Consider the following 23,527-nt stretch of genomic DNA (forward strand, 5'->3'; position numbering starts at 1 on the left):
TTTATACACGAAGGTAATCTCTTTCCTTTTTAATGTTCTAAATGTCTTTATTTTACCTTTACTTACATTTTTGAAAGGCTTTTATATAAGGAAGGCTCAATTTCATGTGGAATTTTAACGGGAAAATTTGCCCCTTGATTTTTTTAAATTCTTTTTCTAAAATGGAACATAGGAGGTTTCCACTCTCTAAATCAAACAAAAGGAGGTTGTTTATGAAAACAATTGCTGTTACCGTAGTTTTAGTAATCCTTGGCTCTTTTTTTTATTTCCCCTTGAATGTTACAACTGCAAAAAATCTATCACTCTTTGAGTCGGATGTGCAAATCTCGTCAATGCCTGTAAAATTGGGAGAGAAGGTCATAAATTATTCCGACCTTATATTGACTTCGCAATCTTCTTCGAATACGCCTGGTTTTATAAGAACATTAGGAAGTTCACAAGGAGGCGAATATGGAACATCGATCATACTTGATTCTGATGATGATATGATTGTTGCAGGAGCCTACGGGGGCCCGAATTCGATTGGCACTAATGATATTGACATTTTTGTTGCAAGAGTTGGCTTAGATAAGAGGGTAAAGTGGGGGGCTGTCTTTGGTGGAACTGAATACGAGAAAAGCGTTAAGATTATAAAAGCATCAGATGGAAACTACATTTTGTTAGGTAATACAAGATCTTTTGGGAAAGGATTAACTGACATTTTAGTTATGAAAATCTCTTCATCAGGTTATATTATGTGGGCAAAAGCATTTGGAACTAATTCTGACGATACGGCATCTTCAATAGCAGAAACTTCTGATGGTGGTTTTGTTATTGCTGGGACTTACGGAGAGGGTAGTGCAAAATTATTCTTAGTTATAAAACTTACATCGAATGGTAGTCTTTCTTGGGCAAAAACTTATAAGAATTCAAATATTAATATATCACATTCAATAAAACAAACCTCAGATGGAGGATACATAGTTTTAGGAAAGCAGTATTCAACGACTCTTGATGAGGGAACATTACTCATAAAGATAAACTCATCAGGCACTTTAACATGGGCGAAAGTATACTTCCAAGGAAACAAACTAATTGGTAAGTCATTAGACATAACTTCAGACGGAGGTTTTATCATTGCAGGGGAATCCCGTTCAACAGTAAACGATTCCATGTCTTCGCTTTTATTCAAAGTTAAAAGTGATGGCTCACTTCTATGGGCTGAAAAACTGCTGAGTTCTTATGGAAACGGAATAAATTCAATATCTAAAAACGTAGACGGGAGTTTTATTACGGCGGGATATACAGATGTAAATAATGGTGATTGTTTGGTTATAAAATTTTCGTCAAATGGTATCATTGAATGGTCAAAAAGAATTGGTGGTAGAGTTTTCGACAGTGCATATGACGTTAAACGAACAGATAGTGGAGAATTTGTGATGGTTGGAGAAACAAACTCTTTTGGCTTTGATATCACAGATATATTATTAGCACGTTTTATGTATGATGGGATAATTTATCACAACATTGGCGGTGGCAGTATAGTTTTCCCTGAACCCTATTTTAGCAATTATTCTGCTTCTTTATCCCGTCTTTCTGTAAGTGTTTCCGATGTCACACCAAATACAGAAACAAAATCTCTTTCAATAACTGTTACAACTCCTGAACTTAAAAAGAACTTCACAAACTTAGCAATTGCTCCTGCGCTCGTTAATATATTCTTCTACGATAATGTTAATACTTCGCCATATAAAACGCGTTACATTCTCTTTAACCATAGTTTCGACTCCGATATGCCACAAAATCCAACACGTGAGGGATATACTTTTACAGGTTGGAATACAAAAAGTGATGGAAGTGGAGCATCTTTTACGGATAGCACAGTTGTAATTTCGGAAGATCTTAAAGTTTATGCACAATGGAAAATGAATACATATACTATTACTGCCTCTGCATCAAGTGGTGGTTCTATAACTCCCTCAGGAAGTGTTGTAGTAAATCATGGAGATTCAAAGACATTCACAATTCAACCCAATTTAGGATTTAAGATAAAGGAAGTAAAAGTTGATGGATCTTCTGTTGGAGCAGTTTCAACATATACATTCACGAACATAACAGGTAATCACACAATAGAGGCAGTATTTGAGGCGATAGCATTCACTATAACGGCATCTTCAGGCACTGGTGGTTCTATAACTCCCTCAGGAAGTGTTGTAGTAAATCATGGAGATTCAAAGACATTCACAATTCAACCCAATTTAGGATTTAAGATAAAGGAAGTAAAAGTTGATGGGTCCTCTGTTGGAGCAGTTTCAACATATACATTCACGAACATAACAGGTAATCATACAATAGAGGCAGTATTTGAGAAGGTAGAGGATAAGATAGTTATGATTCTTCAGATTGGAAATGCACGCTTTACTGTTAATGGTGTAGCGAAAACTCTTGACTCACCGCCTATCATTAAAAATTCAAGGACTTTACTTCCCATAAGAGCAGTAGTTGAATCCTTAGGTGGAACAATTGATTGGAATGGAACAGAAAGGAAAGTAACAATTTCTTTCAAAGGAAAAAATATTGAACTGTGGATTGGAAAGGCAATTGCTATGGTAGACGGAGTATCTACTCAGATTGATCCTGATAATAAAAACGTTGTGCCTGAGATAATCAATTCAAGGACAATGCTTCCTCTAAGGTTTGTTGCTGAATCCCTTGGCTGTGTTGTGCAGTGGGACGGCACAACAAAGACAATTACAATAACTTACCCAAAGCCGTAAGGATAAGTTACAATGGATAGAATAAGGAAAGACAAAATCTTCCCTACAAGTTCTGTGTGGAATAATTTTTAGGATTAAGAAATAATGGTTGCGATAACAAGATATTACGGACTTTTTATAGTGCAGTTATTAGGGTTGACATTCAAAAGAAATTTTATTATACTTAATTATACAAACTAAAAGGAGGGAGTAATTATGAGAAAGTTTGCGGTTTTTTAATTATTTTGTTAGTATTGTTTGCCTTCGGGTGTAGCGGAGGGACAACTTCGCAAAATCAAACAAAGACATATAGTCTCACTGTGCAGGTAGTGGATGCAGGCGATAACTCACCAATTGAAGGTGTAAAAGTCTCGATAGATGGACAAAGTGGCACTACTGATAATTCTGGTAAAGTTGAGATTAAAAATCTATCAAGTGGAACTTACACCATAAAAGCGTCCAAAGAGGGCTATTCTGATAATTCACTGGAAGTTTCAATTACTGACTCATCAAAAACTGTTTCTATAAGTTTAAGTAAACAAACTCTTACGAAACTAACGGATCTATCAAAGGCAAAGAGTTATTACTATACATTAAAGGTGAAGGAAGTAAGCGGCAAATTACAAACTAACATTGAAATTTACGTAGATGACTTTGGTAATAAGGAAAAATTGATTTCATACAATCCTGATGGTAAAGTAGATATGGAAATTTATGTTGTAGGTGATAAAGGCTTGATAAAGATGGGAGGTGGCAATAATATGAGCGTTGATAAGGATACGGCAAAGGGATACATTGAGAATATCGCAAGTATTGGACAGAGTTTTGTTTCATCATTTAAAGATGAATATGACAACTTTGTTATAACTCCAAGTGGCACATTGACCGTGAAGGTTTCAAAGGGAACTCAAAATGGATATTCTACAGATTCGGTTGAGTATACAGTTAACATAAGTGGCGCTCAATATACCTTTGCTGGATGGGTTATAAATAGCGGTGAATACAAAGGATTTCTCACACGACTTCTTATTGAAAATAAAACGCCAAATTTAAAAAGTGATGAGATAAAAACGATAGAAATAAACGTAAAAGATTTCGGAAAATCGTTTGATATAACACTTTAATAGACTCTTTAAAAGTTTTTAGTATCAATCTCCCCCACTTCAAAAGGTGGGGGATTTTTTCATATTCTCTTCACATTGTTTTTCTATACTTGGGTAGTAGTAAAAAATAAAAATTTAATTTAGGAGGTAAAGATGAAAAAATTTACATGGCTTTTAGTAGGAATTTTAGGAGTAGCGGTTTTGTTTGGAAGTATTGCAGTGGTAAGTGCTGCAACAGGAAATGGAACGGCAAGTAGAGCTGGATTTGGTAAAGGTCAGGGTGTTGCAATTGGTCAAAGGTTTGAAAACTTTGAAAGTGACATCGCAACTTACCTTGGAATTTCAGTTGAAACCCTTCAGTCGGAAAGAATTTCTGGTAAATCATTAGCAACGATTGCAGTAGAGCATGGAAAAACAGAAGAAGAACTTATTCAGTTTATCGTTTCAAAAAAGACAACCTATTTGAATGACTTACTTTCACAGGGCAAGATCACACAAACCCAGTATGATAACGCAGTAAAAACCCTTACCGAAAGGACAAAAACAATGGTTGAGAGAACCTCTACAGGCAGGCTTTCTGATAGAGGCGCAAACGGAAGTAATCAAGGTAGATTCGGTATTGGTAATAGTGAAGCAAAAAGAGGCCAGGGAAACGGCACTTGCATTAAAACACAAACAAATCCATAACTCTTTAAAAATTGGAAATATGAGGCAGGCTAAGATGCCTGCCTTTTTTGATTTAAATAAAAGTGTTATGACACTTCGATTATGTAAGGCGAAATTGGAAAAAGAATCCCATTTGTTTGCAAATAGATGCGGTATTTACCTGTTTGAGCCTCCTCGTCAATTTGGATTGGTCCAAGATTTATTTCGGGGTGTTCCTCAGGAAATTTTGAATTTTCACTTTTTATTAGGGCAAAATGCCTCATTTTAATTGTTGAAACATCATCACCCGAATAAAATACCGTTTCATAATTATAAGGGTATTTTGGTGTAGATGGCTCTGGATACAATATAAAACTCACTTCTCCAATGTTTCCAAGAGCCTTTGGTGGGTTTAAGTCAAACACAATTTCGACTTCATCGCCACTTTTCACCTTATTTGGTATTGCACTTTTTATATTCGTGAATAGTTCTGGATTTGTTTCAACATAATTTGCAATAAGAGAATCGGTTTCAAAAGATTTTGAGAGTTTATAGCCATCGCTTCTTTTAATGAGGTAAAAGATCATAAACGTATCTTTCTCTGTCGGAAAATACATTCCATATTGTCCGCCTTTGTTTGTAGGTTTTAGATGCATTTGTGTTACAATTTCAACCTCGTCGGGGCTATTACCAAGATTAACGGGATTGCTTATGTGCTCTAAATTTATTTCTACGTATTTGTCTTTTACCTTTGAATTTGTAAGTTCTTCAAGGATTCCTATTCCTGGCCAAACAATTGCAGATTTTGAGAGAGCAAGTGCAAAACTCTTATCATAGTTTGCATCGTTTATGTATTTTATGTATGCTTCAACAACACTCTTTGCGTTAAACCTGTCAAAATTAAATTCACTTGGCTTTTTAGCACACGAGGGAATGATAATTGCAATAAGCAATATCAAAACCACTGTAAACTTTTTCATAGTTTCACCTCCTCAAAATAATTTTATGAGCAAAAATTATTTACAGAAAATTTTTCAAAAATGCTTTGTTAATGTATAATTGATTGCTATTTAAACATTGAGGCGAAAGAGTGGACGAACGAACTCATACAGGGTTGCGTGCTGTAAAGATTGCAATGGCAGTAAATACATTCCTTGCAGTATTAAAGGTTCTTTTAGGTTTTATTGCAAATTCTATTGCGCTTATAGGCGATGGTCTTGATACAACTATTGATGTTGTAAAAAATGTTATTGTGTATAAGGGCACGCAAATTGCTTCACGTCCTCCAGATTTTGACCACCCTTATGGCCATGGAAGAGCGGAAACCATTTCATCAAGTATAATCGGTGTTTCTGTTGCTCTTGCAGGCGCATTTGTTATGTATGAAGCAATTATAAGATTTGGTAAAACTGAGGCACTTGATACCCTTATGATGATTGGTGCTTCAATCAGTATTGCAGGAAAAATATTTTTGTCTGCATATATGAACATTGTTGGAAAAAGAATTTCCAACCAAGCACTTATTGCGAATGCAAAAGATTACTTTGGTGATATTCTTTCATCTATTTCGGTTCTCCTTGGTGCAATTCTTATAAGATTTACAGGAAAGAGTTATTTTGATAGCATTGCATCATTTTTTGTTGCGATAATCATCATTTATATGGGGTTTGATATTTTAAAACCTGCTATTTCTGAAATAATGGAAGAAACCGACGAAAGCGTTGCAAAAGAAGTTGAAAACATTATTTCAAGCTTTGAAAGTGTCTGTAATCCACATCAAATAAGAGTAAGAAAACTTGGGTCATATTATGTTGTTGATCTTCACCTTGAATTTCCAGAAGATATGTGCGTAGGCGAAGCGCATTCAATTGCAACTGAAATTGAAGATACTATTAAAAAGAGTATAAAAGGTATAACTGAAGTAATCATTCATATTGAACCATGTAATAAAAATTGAAAAATTCTTACAAAAATAGTAAGTTTACCTCTTGACAAAAGTTAAAAATCGTTAATAATAACATAAAAGGCTTCGACCTTGTGTGTCCCTTTGGGATAGCAAGGCGATAGGGTTTGAAGAGCAATCTTCAAGCCTGCCTTCTTGCAAAGAAGCCCTAAAATAAGGGCTTCTTATTTTTTTAAAAAAATTTATAAGGAGGTGCATGATGTTAGGTGGCTACATGGGGAAGATTGCAAGAGTAAACCTCTCAACAGGAGTTGTAGAGATCGAGCCTATTAACGAGGAACTTGCAAAAAAATTTATCGGTGCAAGGGGTTATGCTGCAAAAATCATCTTTGATGAAGTTCCGAGGCATGCTGATCCACTTGGTCCTGAAAATAAACTGATTTTTGCAACAGGTCCACTTACACTTACCACAGCGCCAACGGGTGGGCGTTATGATGTTGTTACAAAATCACCATTGAATAATGTTATTGCTGCATCAAACTCTGGCGGATTTTTTGGTCCTGAGTTAAAGAAGGCTGGCTTTGATATGCTTATTGTGGAAGGAAAGTCTAACAAGCCTGTGTATCTTTGGGTTCATGATGGAAATGTGGAAATTAGAGATGCATCACACCTCTGGGGTAAGGATACCTATGAGACAACCGATATGCTTCTTGAAGAGGTTGGTGATAAAACGGCAAAGGTTGCTTGCATTGGGCCTGCAGGCGAAAAACTTTCAATGCAAGCATGTGTTATTAACGATAAGGCAAGGGCTGCAGGTAGGACTGGCGTTGGAGCAGTAATGGGTTCAAAAATGTTAAAGGCAGTTGTTGCAAAAGGAAATCTTAGGGCTCCAATTGCAGATAATGAAGCGTTCAAAGAAGCGTTGCGTGTTGCAATGGACAAGATAAAGACAAATGGTGTAACTTCACAGGGGCTTCCGACATATGGAACAATGGTTCTAAACCACATTATTGATGAACATGGATTGTACCCAACGAACAACTTCCAAAAAGGCACATTTGAATATGTTGACGAGGTCTCAGGAGAGAAATTGAAGGACACATATCTTATAAGAAACAAGGCTTGTTTTGCATGTCCAATAGGTTGTGGGCGTGTTGTAAGAATTCCCGAAATCGAAGAAGAAGTTGAAGGGCCTGAATATGAAACAAGTTGGGCATTCAGCGCAGATTGTGGTGTGAAAGATCTCAAAGCGGTTATTACTGCAAACCACCTTTGCAATAAACTTGGCCTTGATACAATTGCTACAGGTGCAACAATTGCTGCCCTAATGGAACTTTATGAAAAAGGATATGTGCCTAAGGAACATATTGGTGATCTCCCAGAACCAAAGTTTGGTAATGCAAGTGCTATTGTCGAATACACAAAGGCAATTGGATTAAGAATAGGCATTGGTGATAAACTTGCAAAAGGCTCTTATGAGTTTGCATCAGAATATGGGCATCCAGAACTTTCAATGAGTGTAAGGAAGCAAGAACTTCCAGCATATGATCCAAGAGGCGCTCAAGGACATGCTCTTGAATATGCTACCTCCAACCGTGGTGGTTGCCATGTGAGAGGTTATATGATTTCGCCAGAAATCCTTGGCGTACCCGAGAAACTTGACCCATTTGCAACAGATGGTAAAGCGCAATGGGTTAAGACGTTCCAAGATCTTACAGCAGTAATTGACTCTGAGGGATTATGCCTGTTTACTTCGTTTGCTTTGGGATTATCTGACTATACAGCAATGCTTAAAGCGGCAACAGGATTTGACTATACAGAGGATGAAGTTATGAAAGCAGGTGAAAGAATATGGAACCTTGAAAGACTGTGGAATATCGATCTCGGTGTTGGACCAGAAGAAGATAAACTTCCTGAAAGATTCATTAAAGAGCCACTTCCAGATGGTGCTTCAAAAGGACAAGTTGTTAGACTTGACCTAACATTGCCCGATTATTACAAAGTTCGTGGTTGGGACGAAAAGGGATACCCAAAAGAAGAGAAACTAAGAGAACTTGGACTAAAATAGTTTAGACTTGTTATCAAAGAAAAGGGAGGGTGTATCCCTCCCTTAATTATTAGGAGGCTAAAGTGGGTTCACTTACACTTAAATTTCAAGGATACACAGTTGAAATCCCAGATGGAAGAGACATTAAGAAAGCATATGTCGAGATAACTACTTTTTGTAATTTGAATTGTAAAATGTGTTTTAGAAGATTCTGGCAGGATAAACTAAGACAGATGCAATTTTCTGATTATCTTAAAGTCCTCGACAATTTTAAAGATTTCCCGCAACTTGAGACCGTTTATCTTGGAGGAATTGGCGAGCCTCTTGTTCACCCAGATATAGTTGAGATTATAAAGGAAACTAAGAAAAGAGGATATCGAGTAGAATTTGGAACAAATGGGGCGCTTTTGAACAAATATGCGGAAGATCTTGTTAATCTTGGTGTTGACAAAATTACTGTTTCAATTGATGCGCCAGAAAAAGAAGTCTACATGGACATAAGAGGGACTGATTTTAGTAAAGTTGAAGATAACGTTTTATATCTTCAATCTGTTAAGAAAAAACTTGGAAAATCAAATCCAGAAGTATGGCTTGAAGTAGTTTTGATGAAAAGCAATATTGGTCTTATAGAAAATCTTCTGCCTCTTGCAGATAAATTAGGCATAACTACTATTCTTATGTCAAACCTAATGCCATTTTCAAAAGAACTCTCAAAAGAGATAATTTATGATGGCTCCTTTGATGACACCACCTTTATTGATAAACTTAATACAAAAATTGGGAAATACAGACTTAAAATTATTTATCCAAAATTTAAACTTTTAACCGAGAGGAAGTGCCAGTTTATTGAAAATAATTCAACCGTTATAGGTGTTGATATGGGAGTTTATCCTTGCTATAGACTTCTTCATTCGTATACTGAATATATCTATGGAAGAGAAAAATTTGTGAATAAGTATTCTTTTGGTTCACTCAATGAAAAAAGCCTTTTTGAAATATGGAATTCCAATGATTATAAGAGATTTAGATTTAATGTTAAGAATGCTCTTTTCCCATCGTGCACTGATTGTCCTCTTGAAAATGTTTGCGACTTTTGTCTTACAAGCGATTCGGATTGCTATAATAACACTCCCTCATGTGCAGATTGTTTGTGGTATAGGGGTATTGTTCAGTGTCCATAGGTATTATAATAATTATTGGAGGCGATAGAAACGGGTATTAAAGATTACCTAAAGTTAAGAAACCCCAAAAATGTTGTAGATAAAATTGTGGAATTTATCAAAGAGCAGTTTGAAAAACGCAACGCAAATGGTGTGATATGTGGTCTTTCGGGTGGGATTGATTCAGCACTTGTTGCATTTTTGCTTGGAAGAGCGCTTCCAAAAGAAAAAATTCTTACGCTTTTCATGGGTGAGCGTGACACTCACCCAGACAGTTTAAAGCATGCACGCCTTGTTGCCGAAACCCTTGGCGTAGAACTAAGAGAGATAAATATCACAGGAATTCTCAGAAGTATAGGTGTTTATTCTCTTGAACCATCACCTTTATTTATTCCAAGAAAGTTTCAGGAGCGTTATACGATTAATAAGTATTTATCAAATCAGGATGAAAAAGAAACTTCGTTTTTGAAATCCCTCAAAGGTGGGGCAGGAAGTATTGAGATAATGAAAGGAAATGCTTACCTACACACAAAGCACCGGATAAGAGCAGTGCTACTATACTTTTATGGTGAACAAAAGAATTACATTGTTGCAGGATGTTGCAACAAAACGGAAAAACTCACAGGATATTTTGTAAAATATGGAGATTCTGCATCTGACTTTGACCCCATTGCAGACCTATATAAAACTCAGGTAAGAGAACTTGGTGAATTTTTAGGCGTTCCACGGGAGATTATTGAAAAGCCACCCTCACCTGATCTTGCGCCGGGGATAACAGATGAATTTGCCTTACAAATGCCGTATGAAAAAATTGATATTATACTTTATGCACTTGAGCACAACCTTGAAAGTGAACTCAAAAATGAGGGTATAAGCGAAAAAGAAATTGAATACATTAAAACCCTCAAGGAATTATCATCCCACATGCGGGAACTCCCCCCACATCCAGAAATTAAAAATTAAACAAACAAATTCTCAAAATTTAATCCCGAAAACCATTGTTAAGAACTTTCTTAAGCAAGAATATTTATTTTTCTTAATTTGATATATGATTCAGGTATTGACAATTCTGCCTAAACTAAAGGTGGGATAAATTGCATAGATTTCTTGTTGAATTTAAATTGTCTTTGCAATGGCAACCACAATCTTATCATATTTAATGGTTTCATCGGGTGACAGGAAGCGCGTTTTTTTGTCCTTCAGCCATTTTGAAAGGGTATGAAAACGTCTAATTCATTATCCAAAAAGGAATTTCAATATTGATTCGAATTTAATTGATGTTCCATTAATATTAACTTCTTTTTCCTCGTCCCAGGTTATAACTTTTAATTCTTTTGCATTGAGTTCTTCCTGGGCTTCAATTAGGCTTTTAACTTCCCTTTTTTCTGTTTCGATGTTCGTGGTATCGTATGAAACTTGAATCAATGTGTTAATTTGTAAACCATCTTTTATAACAAAATCCACTTCTCTTCCATTTCTTGTTTTGTAGTAAAAGAATTCAGTGTTTGGTTTCTTACCATTTTTTATAAGTTCTGTAAAAATAAGATTTTCAAGCATTTTGCCTCTATCTAAGGATGTTCTCACAGATTTTGCAGTTATATATCCATTGTCAACCACATAGATTTTTCTGGGAGATTTTATTCTTTGAGAAGCCTTCGAGGAATATTGAGAAAGTTCAAAGAAGATGTATGACTCTTCAAGGTATTTAACGTACTTTTCGGTTGTGGTAACGCTTTTTAAGGATAGGAAGTTTTGGATAGACCTAAAACTTAGCAGGTTTGAAAAGTTATTTATAAGGTATGTTGCAATATTATCTATTTCTGAAGCATGCTTTACTCTGTATCGTTTTACAACATCCTTAAATATTATTGAATCAAAAAGTGTTTTTAAGTATTCCTTTGGTTCAAATCCTTTTACGGCAATTTCTGGGAATCCGCCGTTAAGAAGATATTCTTCAGCAAGATGTAGTAATATGCCTCGCTTTTGAGGTATACTTAGATATTCTTCCTCAAACGTGTAATTCTTTGCTTTTAAGAATTCCTTGAAATTGAATGGGAGGATTTCTATGGGAATATGCCTTCCTGTAAGGGCGGTTGAAAGTTCCTTACTAAGAAGTTTTGAATTTGAGCCTGTTATTGTAATATTGTAACCTTCACGTTTTAATCTATTAGCGAAGAGTTCCCATCTTGGAAGATTTTGTATTTCATCAAAAAGCACAAACTTGGTGTTTCCGTAAACTTCATGAAGGTTCTTAATAAGTTCATCGGTATTAAGAACTTCCGAAAGATTTAATGATTCATCATCAAAGTTAAAATACATAAAAGGCAATTCTTTTAAAAGCATAAATGCAAAGATTGACTTGCCTGCCCTTCTTGGCCCTATGATAACTTTAATAATGTCACTTTCAAGCCATTTTTTTGCCGTAGTTATCTTTTCTCTTTCAATGTAAATGCCCTTTAAAATTTCTTCCTTTTCGTATTTTTGCTTTAGAACAGTATTTTTTATCATTTTATCATTAAATGGTCAAAATTGGTTATTTTTGACCACTATACATATTATAATGGTCAATTTAAAAAAGTCAAGTAAGAAATTTTTAAGTGAGAAGTGAAAAATGGGGAGTCTTGTTAATCTAACTCCACCCATAAACATTAAAAATCTTTTTATCCTTAGGGGTAAGTTAGAAAGGGGATGTGCCCCTTTCTAATTGAAGTCATCCCGAACAAATATTAGGGATCTACGCCTTTCAGGGGGAGTTAGAGTGGGAGAATCGCAAGTCCCCCTCTATTAAAAAGAGGAGATTCCTCGCCTTCGGCTTCGGAATGACTTTTAATTGTCATGCCGAAATGACTTTCTGAGGCATCTCCTCATTTCAGGGGGAGTTAGAGGGAGAGAATCGCAAGTCCCCCTCTATTAAAAGGAGGAGATTCCTCGTGGCTTCGCCACTTCGGAATGACTTTTAATTGTCATTTCGAACGCAGTGAGAAATCTCCGCCTTTTACCCCTCGCATTGTGGATAAATTAAGTCAGGTTGCATTCTAATAATTTTAGAAAATCACAGTATGCTTAAAGTTTGTAATTTTCAAAAGCGGATTATAATTTGGCATAGGAATGCATTGTTTTTAGGGCTACGTCTGAAGGCTAACAAGGAGGTGTAATGATGGATCAACAAGAAGTGAGTGTTGGTTTAAGCACTCAAGAAGCAAAAGAGCGGTTGGAGAAATTTGGAAGGAATATCATATTTAAAAAGTCAAAAATAAGTTTCTTTGAAACATTTAAGCATGAAGTGACAGAGCCGATGATACTTCTCCTTATAGTGGTTGGTGTGCTTTATAGCATCTGGGGGAAACTTGTTGATGCAATTACGATATTTGCAATTATCCTTGCACTTGTCTTGACAGAGGTTTTTAACGAATATAGGGCAAAGAAAACTATTGATGCTCTTGAGAAACTCTCTGCACCGAAGGCAAAAGTTATAAGAGATGGAAAAGTTACAGAAATAGATACGGAAGAGGTTGTAAAAGATGATATTCTCGTTCTTACTCCTGGAACAAAAGTTGCAGCAGATGCAGTTGTAGAGATTTCGCTTGGCCTTGAGACGGATGACTCGGCTCTTACAGGTGAATCCCTTCCACAGAAAAAAGAAAAGGGAAGCATGGTTTATGCGGGAACCGTTGTTTTAAGTGGTGAAGGTCACGCAAAGGTCGTTGAGACAGGAAAAAACACAAAAATGGGGCAAATTGCGGAGAGCATAAAAACAGTTAAGCCTCCACGAACGCAACTTCAACTTGCGATGAAATCACTTTCAGGAAAACTTGTTTATGTTGCGATATTTTTCTCAATATTTATTCCTCTTTTGGGAATTCTCAGGGGACAGAACTTTAAACAAATGGTTTTAACGGGGCTTTCTCTTTCTTTTGCAACAATCCCTGAGGAACTTCCAATTATCATAACTATGGTTCTTGCTCTTGGCTCTTACACTCTTTCAAGAAATAATTTACTCATTAAAAGACTTAGAGCCGCAGAAACATTGGGAACCGTGACGATTATCGTGACGGACAAAACAGGCACAATAACTGAGGGAAAAATGAAAGTTGCAAGTTTGTTTCCAGTTGGACAAGAGAAAGAGTTGCTTGAAAAGGCTTTTGCAGCAACCCCTCTGTATACAACAAATCCAATTGAAATAGCAATTGGAGAAAAGGCAAAGGAAATCGGCGTAAAACTTGACTCTGAAATTTATCGTGAAGGCGGCGTTAGAGGTGGAAGAAATACAAGGTCAAATATTAGAAAATCAAATGGCGTTTTCGAAGTTTTCACCATTGGAGCACCCGAGGATGTAATAAATATCTCAAAGGATGCACCATCTAATGTAAAACAGTTTTTAGATAATGAAGCAAGCCTCGGCAGAATGGTAGTAGGTGTAGCATATAAAAGAATTGATGAATCTCAAAAAGACAAGCCTTTTGAAGAAATTGAAAATGACATGGATTTTGTTGGATTGATAAGTTTTGAAGATCCACCAAGAGCAGGTGTTGAAGAAACAATCTCGAAGGTGAATAAAGCACATGTAAGAACAATGATTGTATCTGGTGATTATCCTCTTACGGTGAGTGCAATAGGGCATGCCGTTGGTATAAATTGCAATGAAGTAATAACAGGCGTTGAGCTTGACAAAATGAGTGACGAAGTGCTACGAGAGAAAGTAAAAAAATCTTGCATTTTTGCAAGATCCACTCCTCAACATAAGTATAGAATTGTTAAGGCATTACAGGATAATGGAGATGTTGTTGCGGTTACAGGCGACGGGATTAATGATGCTATCGCTTTAAAGGCTGCAGATGTTGGTATTGCGATGGGGATAAAAGGGACAGATGTTGCAAAAGAAGCAGCCGATGCTGTCCTTGCTGATGACAACTATATAACCATTACGAAAGGGCTCTTTGAAGGAAGAAAATTCTACGACAACCTTAAAAAAGGGATAAAATATTATCTTACAATAAAGAGTGCATTAATTCTCGTTTTCCTTATACCTGTAATATTGGGCTTGCCAATGCCATTTGCGCCTATTCTTATAATTGTGCTCGAGTTATTTATGGACCTTGCAGCATCAGCAGGATTCGTTGCAGAACCTGCAGAAAAAGATATCTATGTAAGACCTCCAAGGGATCCAAAAGAAAATTTATTTAACACAAGGACTCTATTGGATATAGCCGTAAGTAGCTTCTTACTTTTCATAGGAGTTCTTGGAGTATATCTCTATGCAAGACACATAACAACTGATGTTAAAGTTATGCAGACTTTTGCATTCTCTGCATGGATGTTTGGGTATGTGCTTCTTGCATTTACTTCACGCTCTGAGCATGAGCCGCTACTTTCTCAGGGAGTTTTCAAAAATATAATTATAGATCTCTGGGCAATACTTGCACTTGCATTTATCCTTATGGGAATATATGTCCCATCAATTGGAAACGCGCTCAACCTTGCGTATATTAAGCCGATTGAGTTATTCCTTGTCTTCTTGGTAATGTTTGTATTAATTGGCTTACTTGAATTGAGAAAATATATTGCCAAAAGAAGTTATTAATTAGAAAGTAATTGAAAAAGTTATAAAAATGTTGCCAAATTTAAGGGCGCGATATTTATTTATCTTGAATGAATACCTTTTTCGGGGTAACATCGCTATTCAAAATATGAAATTCAGGATGTGAATCCATTTTTTGACCGTATGTAGTTGCAAATAGATTGTGATTAAAGCAAAATCCCCTCGTTTTTTAATTTCTCTTCAATTTTATCAAGAATCTCTTCTCCGTCTGCACCTATGTGGTGAAGGTGAATACCGTGGGAGAGGGTTAGAAGTGGTTCTGCATGTGCTGTTTCCATTGCAGTGATAAATGATTTTATATCGTCAAGTGTCTTTATATTTAAATATCCTTTTATTTCTCCGTAAACTGGGTGCTCGACAATCACATCTAACACCTCTCCTCCATTTGAAACAATAATTTCAAGTTCCTTCCTAATATCACCTTTTTCGTGCCTTACTGCAATAAGTCTTACAAATTTAGGCGCTTTTTTGTTAAGGATATATCCTCTTGCAGTTGAAATGATATTATAGCCTCTACTTTTAAGAACTGCAATGTCCTGAACGATTATTTGCCTGGTTACACCTAATTTATTTGCAAGGATAGTGCCACTTATAGGCACATTATCTTCAAGTAGTTTTAAAATTTCCTTGAGGCGAGTTTCCTTCTCCTTCATCCTATACTCTTACCTTTGGTTTCCCTGCCTATTACAAGGACAAGAATGCCACCTATAACAAGGATAACACCGAGTGTCGAGATTGCGAAAGTCAGGTTTTTGAATTGAGAGGATATGAAAATTGGTGCAAGTATTCCTGCAACTCTTGCAAGCGCACCAGCGGATCCGTTTGCAGTTGCCCTAAATTCTGTTGGATAGAGTTCTGGTGTGTAGGCATAGATTATACCCCATGCGCTCATGCAGAAAATCGTAAGAAGGCTTCCATTGATTAAAATGTGGTTTGGTGTCCTTGATGTTGCAAAGAAGAATGCCATTATGGATGTCCCTAAAAGTGAAATAAACAAACTTTTCTTTCGTCCAATTGTTTCAATAATGTATGCGCCAAGCAAGTACCCTGGAAGTTGCATCACTAACATCGTAAAGGTGTAGTTTATGGATTTAGTGATTTCAGTTCCAATCAAACTTGAAATAACCCTTGGAAGCCATGTAAAAAATGCATAATAAGAGAAAGAGATAACAAACCAAACATAAAAGACCATAAGTGTTATTGCAAGGTACTTTTCTCTGAACAAGTTTAAAATAGGCACCCTGAGAACACTTTCTTTTTTAATTTCGATAACACCATCGTAATCTATTCCCAAGAGTATGAGGTTCTTCTTTGCTTCATCAATTCTACCTTTTTTGAGAAGAAACTTTATTGATTCTGGGATAAATTTTAGGAAAACAAGCGTTAATAGTCCTAAGAGAAATACAAAGTATGTAACTGAGTAATTGGTTTTCCCCAAGGTAATTGCAACAATGCCAATGATAATTGAACCGATTGCCCAACTGCCTTCAAGGATTACAAGGAGCCTACCTCTTACGACTTTTGGCGAAAACTCTGTTAAATACGCATTCACAACGGGTAAAAGTCCACCAAGCCCAAAGCCTGTGATAAACCTAACCAGAAGAAGTGTTGAAAAATTAATCTTCAATCCTGACAAAGCGCTAAAAATTGAGATAATTGAAACAAGAATACCAATTAAAGGTTTTCTTCCGATAATGTCTGCAATGTTTCCTGAAAGCAATGCACCTGTAAGCATACCAAAAAATGTGGATGATGCAATTAGGCTTGCAGTAGTACTTTGTAATCCATAAGTTTGCGCAATCTTTGGAAGTGTAAGGCTAAGAACCATTACACCTGCTGCAACGATACTCCAATAAATTGAAGAAATTAATACAAGTTTAATTTGAACACTTCTTGAGACTCTTTTTTCCAAAAGTTCTTCTATGTCCATTTCAACAACCTCCGTAATATTATACATATGTATATACATATGTCAAGAGATGTAAAAAGTTATTCAATTTTATGAATTTTCATAACGAAATGCTTGACACGTTGGCAAAAAAATGTATAATTTATTGACTATGAATATGCCAAAAGCGGAGAAAATTGAATTTGTTAGCGATGTGCCGCATTTAAAGGTTGCACTTAAAGGTGTTATAGGAATTGGTAAAACAACCGTCCTTAGTAGAGTTTTATCTTACATAAGTGAGCCTCCTTTTGGATTTAGGACTTTGCCTGTTATTGAGGGAAGCGCGCTCATTGGATTTGAGTTAGTAAATCTTAGAACTCTTGAAAAGGGAATAATTGGCTATTTTGATGATAATTTCGTGATTCATCCTGTTACGGAGACTTTTGAAACTGTTGGATTAAAGGCGCTTCAAGATGCACTTAAATATGGAAATATTATCGTAATGGATGAACTTGGATTTCTTGAAAATAATGCCCTCCATTTTAAAGAGATGGTTTTTAAGGTGCTTGAAAGCAATAAACTTGTCTTTTATGTGGTTAAATCCGACTTAAACGAATTTTTGGAAAGTGCACTCAAAAAGGCAAACCGTGTTTTTGAAGTAAATAAAGAGAATAGGGATACATTGCCTGACGAAATCTGGAGGTATATATGGGACTATATGAAGACCTCATCGAAAGTGTAAAGACATACCACAATGAGGTAGTAAAAGATGTAAGAGTTGGCGTTGTGTGGAGTGCGGTGAAGTCAAAAGGTGTTGGCATTTCTCTTACATATTCAAATATCTATGATGAGGTTGAAGATGCAGGAAATCTTGTAGGGAAAAGCGTAAAAGAACTTCTTCAGTATATGCTTACGTTTAACCTTACAAAGGTTTCAATTGGTGTTGCAACATTTAATTCTCTTTTTGATAAACCTAAAAAATATGAAAACGTAAACATGCTTGATTACATTGAAAGCATTGCGGATAATAAACGTGTTGTGTTTGTAGGACATTTTCCAATCTCAGAGTCTCTTAGGAAAAGAGCAAAAGAAGTGATTATCCTTGAGCGAACACCTCGTGAAGGAGATACAATTGATACAGCCGCATACTATATTATTCCTGATGCAGATATTGTTGCAATAACAGGCTCAACTTTATCAAACAAGAGCCTTGAAAGTCTTCTTTCGCTTAAAAGAAAAGGAATTACGATTGTTTTCGGGCCGTCAACACCACCATCATCGGTTCTTTTTGATTACAGTGTTGATATAATTGGTGCATCTATTGTAAAAAATCCACAATTTGTGCTTGATGCAATCTCTCAGGGTGGAAAACTTTCTAATTTTAAAAAGCATCTTGAATATATTGTTTTAAAGAAGGAGGCAATATAATGAAAAGATTATTTTCGTTAATTCTTGTTGTTGTGCTTATTTTTACACTTTTTCCAAAGATGCAAATTAAAGGTGCATCGTATGTGCCAATGGGCACTTTTGAATTTAAGGGAGGTTCAAACACATTCAAAATTGATAGCTTTGAGAAGAAAATTGATGTTGCACCAGTTTTAAAGGGTGATACACTTTTTGTCCCCATAAGGACAGTTATTGAAGAATTGGGTGGCACAATTTCATACAACCCAAGGGATAAATCCATTCCAATTACTCTTAATGACATTAAGGTTACTTTATGGCTTAACAAAAGCGAAGCAGTTTTAAATGGCAAAAGTGTAAATATCGAAATGCCTATTCTTAAAAATGGACGCACACTTGTATCTCAAAAAGATATCGTAAATCTTTTTGGAGGAAGTTTAAATTCAAATTCAATTGAAATTCCAAAGCAACTTATTGTTGCGTATGACACAACTGGAAGAAAGATAATCGTGCCAAAGAAAATTAATAAAATTGTTTCCCTTTATCCTATGGCAACCTTGCTACTGTTTCCTTTAAACATGCAGGATAAAATTTCAGCAATGCCATCTGCAAAGGTTTTGAATATGGATAATTTTTCAAAAGTTTTCCCTAAGGCAAAAAATGTTCCAAATGGTGGAGACTACAGAAACCCCAATGTTGAGACAATTTTATCTTTTAAGCCAGACCTCGTTATTACTAATGCAACAACGCCAATTAATAAACTTGTTGAAGCGGGTATTCCTGTTGCCCTACTTGATGTTGAGTCAGTTTCAGGTATCCTTAAGTCAACGCAATTTTTGGGGACTATTCTTGGAAAAGATGCAGATGCAAAAAAGGTTCTTGTGTATATAAACTCGAAACTTCAATACATTGAAAGTAAGACAAAGTATTTACAGAATAAAAAGAAGGTGTATTTTGCACTTGGAAAACTCACGCAAACGGCAGGCTCAACACTCATTCAGAATGAAATTATTGCACGTTCCGGCGGCATAAGTGTTACATCAACGCTTAAAGGTGGAAAGGTTGATGTATCGGTTGAGCAAATTTTAAACTACAACCCTGATTATATTATACTTGCTCCATACTGCTCTGATACAGTGCAATCGGTTCTTTCGAATAGCGTCCTTCAAAATGTGAATGCAGTGAGAAACAAAAAAGTCTTTGTGATGCCGCAGTTTATTGGCTCGTATGACCTTCCTGAGTTAGAGTCTGTGCTTGGTATTATGTGGCTTTCAAATGTTCTTTATCCAAACGAAGTTAATTTCAATTTAAGAAATGAATCAAAGGAGTTCTACGATAAGATATTTAACTATAATTTAACTGATGAGGATCTAAAGTATATATTTGGAAGTTAACATGATAAAGATTGAGAATCTGAATTTTGGATATTTTGATACGGAAGTACTCAAAGGTCTCTCAATAGAGGTTAGGGAGGGCGAAATACTTGCCCTCCTTGGCCCAAACGGAAGCGGTAAGACTACACTTTTAAAAATTTTATCGAAAATTCTTGAGCCAAAGGGTGGAACTGTCCTTATCTTTGGAAAGGATATAAGACACTATTCCTATAATGAACTTGCAAAGACTGTTTCAATGGTGCCGCAGATTCACAGGGCAAATCAACCATATACCGTTTTCGATGTAGTTTTAATGGGAAGAAATCCACAGATGGATTCAATGTTTCCAAGGGAATCTGATAAGAGGATTGCGCTTTCAATATTAGAAGAATTGGGGATACTGCACCTTAGGGACAGGCCATATACGGATATAAGTGGCGGAGAATTAAGACTTGTCCTCATTGCAAGGGCATTAGCGCAGGAATCAAAAATAATGCTTTTAGATGAACCTACGGCATTCCTTGATTTTAAAAATGCATCTGTAGTCCTTCAAAAAATTGTTGAACTCAAAGAAAAAAGGGGGAAAACAATTATTGTAACTTTGCACGACCCGAATGAAGCGCTTTCGGTTGCTGACCGCATACTTCTTATGAAAAGGGGTGAAATTGTCCAGATTGGTACACCTGAGGAAGTGCTCAGTGAGAAAAATCTCAAATACGTTTACGGAATCGATGTCGAAAAGATTAGTATAAACGGAAAAACTTTCATCTATGCAAAATAAAAACGATATTATATTCGGTAAAAATGAAAGTCGATTTTGGGGAAGTTTACTGCTTGCAATTATCGTAAACATAGCACTTGTAATTGTTTCTATTGCGCTTGGGCGTTTCAAAATAAGTTTTAAGGATATACTTTTATTTTTTGTAGGTAAACTTGAAGGTGTATCAAAGTCCGTCATTCTTGATGTAAGGATTCCGAGAATTATTGCAGCACTTCTTGTTGGTGCAACACTTTCACAGACAGGTGCCGTTTACCAAGGGATATTCAATAATCCGCTTGTTTCTTCATATATTCTGGGTGTCTCATCTGGTGCAGGGTTTGGTGCAGCAATGGGAATTCTTATTTCGAATAATGTTGTAGTGGTAGAAACTCTTGCCTTTACTTTTGGGATTCTTGCAGTTTTACTTACGTTGAGTGCCGCAAGAATAAAAAACGATAGCATCACCCTTGTTCTTGCAGGGTTTGTTGTGGGAAGCCTTTTTCAATCTTTTACGTCGTTTTTGAAGTATGTTGCAGATCCGTTTTCAAAGTTACCACAGATTGTTTTCTGGCTTATGGGAAGCCTTGCTCAAATTACACTTAGGGATATTTATATCTTTGGTCCTATGCTTTTTATATTTTTGGTTATTGTTTCTTTCTTTGGGTGGAAATTAAATATTCTTTCTTTTGGTGAAGAAGAGGCGATAAGTCTGGGGGAAAATCCAAAGGCGCTTAAACGCACCCTTATAGTTATAACAACGCTTCAAACCGCTATAGTTGTGTCTTTAGGTGGTGTTATAGGTTGGGTTGGACTTATAGTTCCCCATATGGTAAGATTTGTCATAGGATATGACAATAGGTTTGTGTTGCCTCTCTCTGCGCTTTTTGGGAGTGCATTTTTGTTATTGATTGATACAGTCTCACGAACGGCATTCCCCTCAGAAATCCCAATTGGAATTCTAACAGGTCTCATCGGTGCACCATTATTCGTTGCCTTAATAAGAAAAAAGAAGTAAAAAGGCAATATAAAATTGAAAATTTCTTTTTTAAATTAATCCAAAAACAATTTTTTCGAAGTGTGTCTTTTAAACACCCCTGCTTTAACTAAGAAGATTCTAAAGACTAAAGAAACCGGCATGACCAATTAATTTTTACTCCAAGAAGCCTTTCTGAGGAGTGTCCTTATTTAAATCTGAGGGGGCAAAATACCCCCATCAGTACTCCCCCATAAACATAAAAAATCTTTTTATCCTTAGGGGTAAGTTAGAAAGGGGATGTGCCCCTTTCTAATTGAAGTCATCCCGAACGAATGTGAGAAATCTCCGCCTTTCAGGGGGAGTTAGAGGGGAGGCTTTTAATCCCCCTAATTAAAGGAGGAGATGTCTCGCTTCGATCGACATGACTCATAATGGGGGAGGGTATCCCTCCTCCAACTCCACCCAAAATAACCAAGAATACTTTTTTGTTTTTAGGGGTAGTTCGAAGGGGATATTTTAAACCCCTCTAAAGTAGGTATTCCTCGCCTTCGGCTTCGGAACGACTAATCATGCGTCATTTCGAAGGAGCGTAAGCAACTGAGAAATCTCCTCATTTAAATCAGAGGGAAAACCACCTCTCAACACTCCTTCAAACAAGGCAATTATTTTATGCGTTCACGCCGAGAAGCTCTTACAAAAAGGTCTCTCACTTTTTGGGGAAATTAGAGTAGTTTCTATCTCTCCTCACTAAATATCCGATGTTTTAAAAAGGAGAAATTTAAATAAGTTAAAAGCATTTAAAGAAGAAAAAAAAGAGGCAATTAATCTCCTGGGAAAGAGTGCAGATTACAAAGGATTAGGGTATAAGAAGAAACCATTTGAAATAGTGCTATAGATGTAAAGCATGTAGAAAGTCTTAAAGGACAGGGAAGAGTATTTCAGTTTACAGCAGCAGATGATGCGGCAAGAGTTGCTTATGCTAAACTTTATGGAAGAAAGGGCTCCTTTAAATAGTTGCCTTTCTTAAAGAAGATTATGTAACTCTCTTCCTTTAGAATACAATCTATCCTGACGGACAATGGTTTAGAGTTCGCTAACATAAGGGAAGCGATAAATTCTTATATCTTAGATGTGTTTTGCCTAAAGAATAACATCAAGCCTAAACTCATGAGAAAAAGAAGACCGCAAATAGATGAATGGTAAAGTGGAAAGATTCCATAAAGCCATTCAATAGGAGTTTTACAGTAGGAATTTTTACTTGACCTTAGAGGATATGGAGGAATGTTTGGAAAAGTATGTTGAATACTACAACAAGTTGACCTCACATGGGCATAAAGGGATTTACTCCTTATGAGAAGTTGAAAGAGTTACAAGTAGGTAAATTTTAAAAGGCTTTGAAGTCTCTGATATTTTGCCTATTGACAAAATTTGTAATTTTGGGATACTAAATAAAGATGTTGTTAATTGAGTTTATTTTCAAAAGGAGGCAAATATGAAATGGGTTACAAGAGCGCATGTACACGTAGACAGGGTTGCCTGTCCATGGCTTATCGCAAGATTCATTGATTCTCACGCAGAGTTTTTGTTCGTGGCACCTTCAATGGTGAAGAGTGTAGCAGAAGAAACGGGTGCAATTCCATTTGATGCAGAGGGTGTAGAATTAGGTCACAAAGACGGACACTGTAGTTTTGTTACAATTATTGAGAAATACGGATTGAAAGACCCTGTCCTTCATAAAATTGCAGAAATTGTAAATGCTGCAGATACTGGCAATCTTGATAAGAATCCTTATGCACCAGGGCTTGAGGCAATTGCTTCTGGGTTTTCAATTATGTTCCCTGACGATTATGAAAATCTTGAAAACCAATTTTTAGTTTATGATGCCCTTTACGCATTTTTCAAATTGAAATTAGCAAAAGAGAATGTTAAATAAA

The 23,527-nt window shown here is 36.1% G+C and carries 18 protein-coding genes and 1 riboswitch; of the genes, 14 read left to right on the forward strand and 4 right to left on the reverse strand.

What is annotated here, in order from left to right:
* Positions 1 to 212 precede the first annotated feature (212 nt).
* The 3 genes from CSE_RS08110 (at position 213) to CSE_RS00105 (ending at position 4,525) form a co-directional block, all read left to right on the forward strand.
* Positions 213 to 2,756 carry a stalk domain-containing protein gene (locus tag CSE_RS08110; protein ID WP_070104775.1) on the forward strand — a complete coding sequence of 848 codons (2,544 nt, stop codon included), beginning with the start codon at positions 213 to 215 and terminating at the stop codon, positions 2,754 to 2,756.
* A 233-nt stretch (positions 2,757 to 2,989) separates the two neighbouring features.
* Entirely contained in the window at positions 2,990 to 3,859 is an 870-nt protein-coding gene (locus CSE_RS00100; protein ID WP_407919061.1) for a carboxypeptidase regulatory-like domain-containing protein, read from the forward strand.
* A gap of 132 nt (positions 3,860 to 3,991) precedes the next feature.
* Complete coding sequence (locus CSE_RS00105; protein ID WP_014452560.1) at positions 3,992 to 4,525, forward strand: hypothetical protein; 534 nt, start codon at positions 3,992 to 3,994, stop codon at positions 4,523 to 4,525.
* 65 nt (positions 4,526 to 4,590) lie between these two features.
* Here the strand turns inward: CSE_RS00105 and CSE_RS00110 are convergent, their stop codons facing one another.
* Positions 4,591 to 5,463, reverse strand: coding sequence for a hypothetical protein (locus tag CSE_RS00110; protein ID WP_014452561.1), 873 nt, complete (start codon positions 5,461 to 5,463; stop codon positions 4,591 to 4,593).
* 110 nt (positions 5,464 to 5,573) lie between these two features.
* Here CSE_RS00110 and CSE_RS00115 point away from each other — a divergent pair, with 110 nt between their 5' ends.
* From CSE_RS00115 to nadE, 4 genes are all read left to right on the forward strand, one after another.
* Complete coding sequence (locus tag CSE_RS00115; protein ID WP_014452562.1) at positions 5,574 to 6,440, forward strand: cation diffusion facilitator family transporter; 867 nt, start codon at positions 5,574 to 5,576, stop codon at positions 6,438 to 6,440.
* A gap of 58 nt (positions 6,441 to 6,498) precedes the next feature.
* A riboswitch (molybdenum cofactor riboswitch) is annotated at positions 6,499 to 6,608 on the forward strand.
* A gap of 37 nt (positions 6,609 to 6,645) precedes the next feature.
* Complete coding sequence (locus CSE_RS00120) at positions 6,646 to 8,454, forward strand: aldehyde ferredoxin oxidoreductase family protein (protein WP_014452563.1); 1,809 nt, start codon at positions 6,646 to 6,648, stop codon at positions 8,452 to 8,454.
* Positions 8,455 to 8,516: 62 nt separating this feature from the next.
* On the forward strand, positions 8,517 to 9,614 hold the full coding sequence (locus CSE_RS00125; protein ID WP_014452564.1) for a tungsten cofactor oxidoreductase radical SAM maturase: 1,098 nt from the start codon (positions 8,517 to 8,519) through the stop codon (positions 9,612 to 9,614).
* Between the two features lie 15 nt (positions 9,615 to 9,629).
* Positions 9,630 to 10,556, forward strand: a complete 927-nt coding sequence (gene nadE / locus CSE_RS00130; protein ID WP_014452565.1) for an NAD(+) synthase — start codon at positions 9,630 to 9,632, stop codon at positions 10,554 to 10,556.
* Between the two features lie 273 nt (positions 10,557 to 10,829).
* Here nadE and CSE_RS00135 read toward each other — a convergent pair whose 3' ends face one another.
* The gene (locus tag CSE_RS00135; protein WP_014452566.1) at positions 10,830 to 12,101 is read right to left on the reverse strand and encodes an ATP-binding protein; all 1,272 of its coding nucleotides are present in this window, start codon (positions 12,099 to 12,101) and stop codon (positions 10,830 to 10,832) included.
* Positions 12,102 to 12,750: 649 nt separating this feature from the next.
* Between CSE_RS00135 and CSE_RS00140 the strand changes: the two genes are divergently transcribed.
* The gene (locus CSE_RS00140) at positions 12,751 to 15,174 is read left to right on the forward strand and encodes a cation-translocating P-type ATPase (protein ID WP_172633848.1); all 2,424 of its coding nucleotides are present in this window, start codon (positions 12,751 to 12,753) and stop codon (positions 15,172 to 15,174) included.
* A 164-nt stretch (positions 15,175 to 15,338) separates the two neighbouring features.
* On the opposite strand, the gene CSE_RS00145 is transcribed toward CSE_RS00140, so the two are convergent.
* Together CSE_RS00145 and CSE_RS00150 are read right to left on the reverse strand one after the other, a co-directional pair.
* The gene (locus tag CSE_RS00145) at positions 15,339 to 15,845 is read right to left on the reverse strand and encodes a transcription repressor NadR (RefSeq protein ID WP_014452568.1); all 507 of its coding nucleotides are present in this window, start codon (positions 15,843 to 15,845) and stop codon (positions 15,339 to 15,341) included.
* The gene (locus tag CSE_RS00150; RefSeq protein WP_014452569.1) at positions 15,842 to 17,122 is read right to left on the reverse strand and encodes an MFS transporter; all 1,281 of its coding nucleotides are present in this window, start codon (positions 17,120 to 17,122) and stop codon (positions 15,842 to 15,844) included. Before CSE_RS00150 ends, CSE_RS00145 begins: the two co-directional genes overlap by 4 nt.
* Positions 17,123 to 17,234: 112 nt before the next feature.
* On the opposite strand from CSE_RS00150, the gene CSE_RS00155 reads away from it, so the two are divergent.
* The 6 genes from CSE_RS00155 to CSE_RS00180 all read left to right on the forward strand — a co-directional run bounded on the left by CSE_RS00155 (position 17,235) and on the right by CSE_RS00180 (position 23,526).
* Positions 17,235 to 17,822 carry a nucleoside-triphosphatase gene (locus tag CSE_RS00155; RefSeq protein ID WP_014452570.1) on the forward strand — a complete coding sequence of 196 codons (588 nt, stop codon included), beginning with the start codon at positions 17,235 to 17,237 and terminating at the stop codon, positions 17,820 to 17,822.
* Positions 17,789 to 18,508, forward strand: coding sequence for a DUF364 domain-containing protein (locus CSE_RS00160; protein WP_014452571.1), 720 nt, complete (start codon positions 17,789 to 17,791; stop codon positions 18,506 to 18,508). Before CSE_RS00155 ends, CSE_RS00160 begins: the two co-directional genes overlap by 34 nt.
* Positions 18,508 to 19,878, forward strand: a complete 1,371-nt coding sequence (locus CSE_RS00165) for an ABC transporter substrate-binding protein (RefSeq protein WP_014452572.1) — start codon at positions 18,508 to 18,510, stop codon at positions 19,876 to 19,878. Before CSE_RS00160 ends, CSE_RS00165 begins: the two co-directional genes overlap by 1 nt.
* Position 19,879: 1 nt before the next feature.
* On the forward strand, positions 19,880 to 20,638 hold the full coding sequence (locus CSE_RS00170; RefSeq protein ID WP_014452573.1) for an ABC transporter ATP-binding protein: 759 nt from the start codon (positions 19,880 to 19,882) through the stop codon (positions 20,636 to 20,638).
* Positions 20,628 to 21,632, forward strand: coding sequence for a FecCD family ABC transporter permease (locus CSE_RS00175; RefSeq protein ID WP_014452574.1), 1,005 nt, complete (start codon positions 20,628 to 20,630; stop codon positions 21,630 to 21,632). The genes CSE_RS00170 and CSE_RS00175 overlap by 11 nt, the downstream gene beginning before the upstream one ends.
* Positions 21,633 to 23,085: 1,453 nt before the next feature.
* Positions 23,086 to 23,526: a chromate resistance protein ChrB domain-containing protein gene (locus CSE_RS00180; RefSeq protein ID WP_014452575.1), complete on the forward strand. Its 441-nt coding sequence runs from the start codon at positions 23,086 to 23,088 to the stop codon at positions 23,524 to 23,526.
* Position 23,527: the final 1 nt, after the last annotated feature.

The organism is Caldisericum exile AZM16c01 (assembly GCF_000284335.1).
GTDB classification, from domain to species: Bacteria; Caldisericota; Caldisericia; order Caldisericales; family Caldisericaceae; genus Caldisericum; species Caldisericum exile.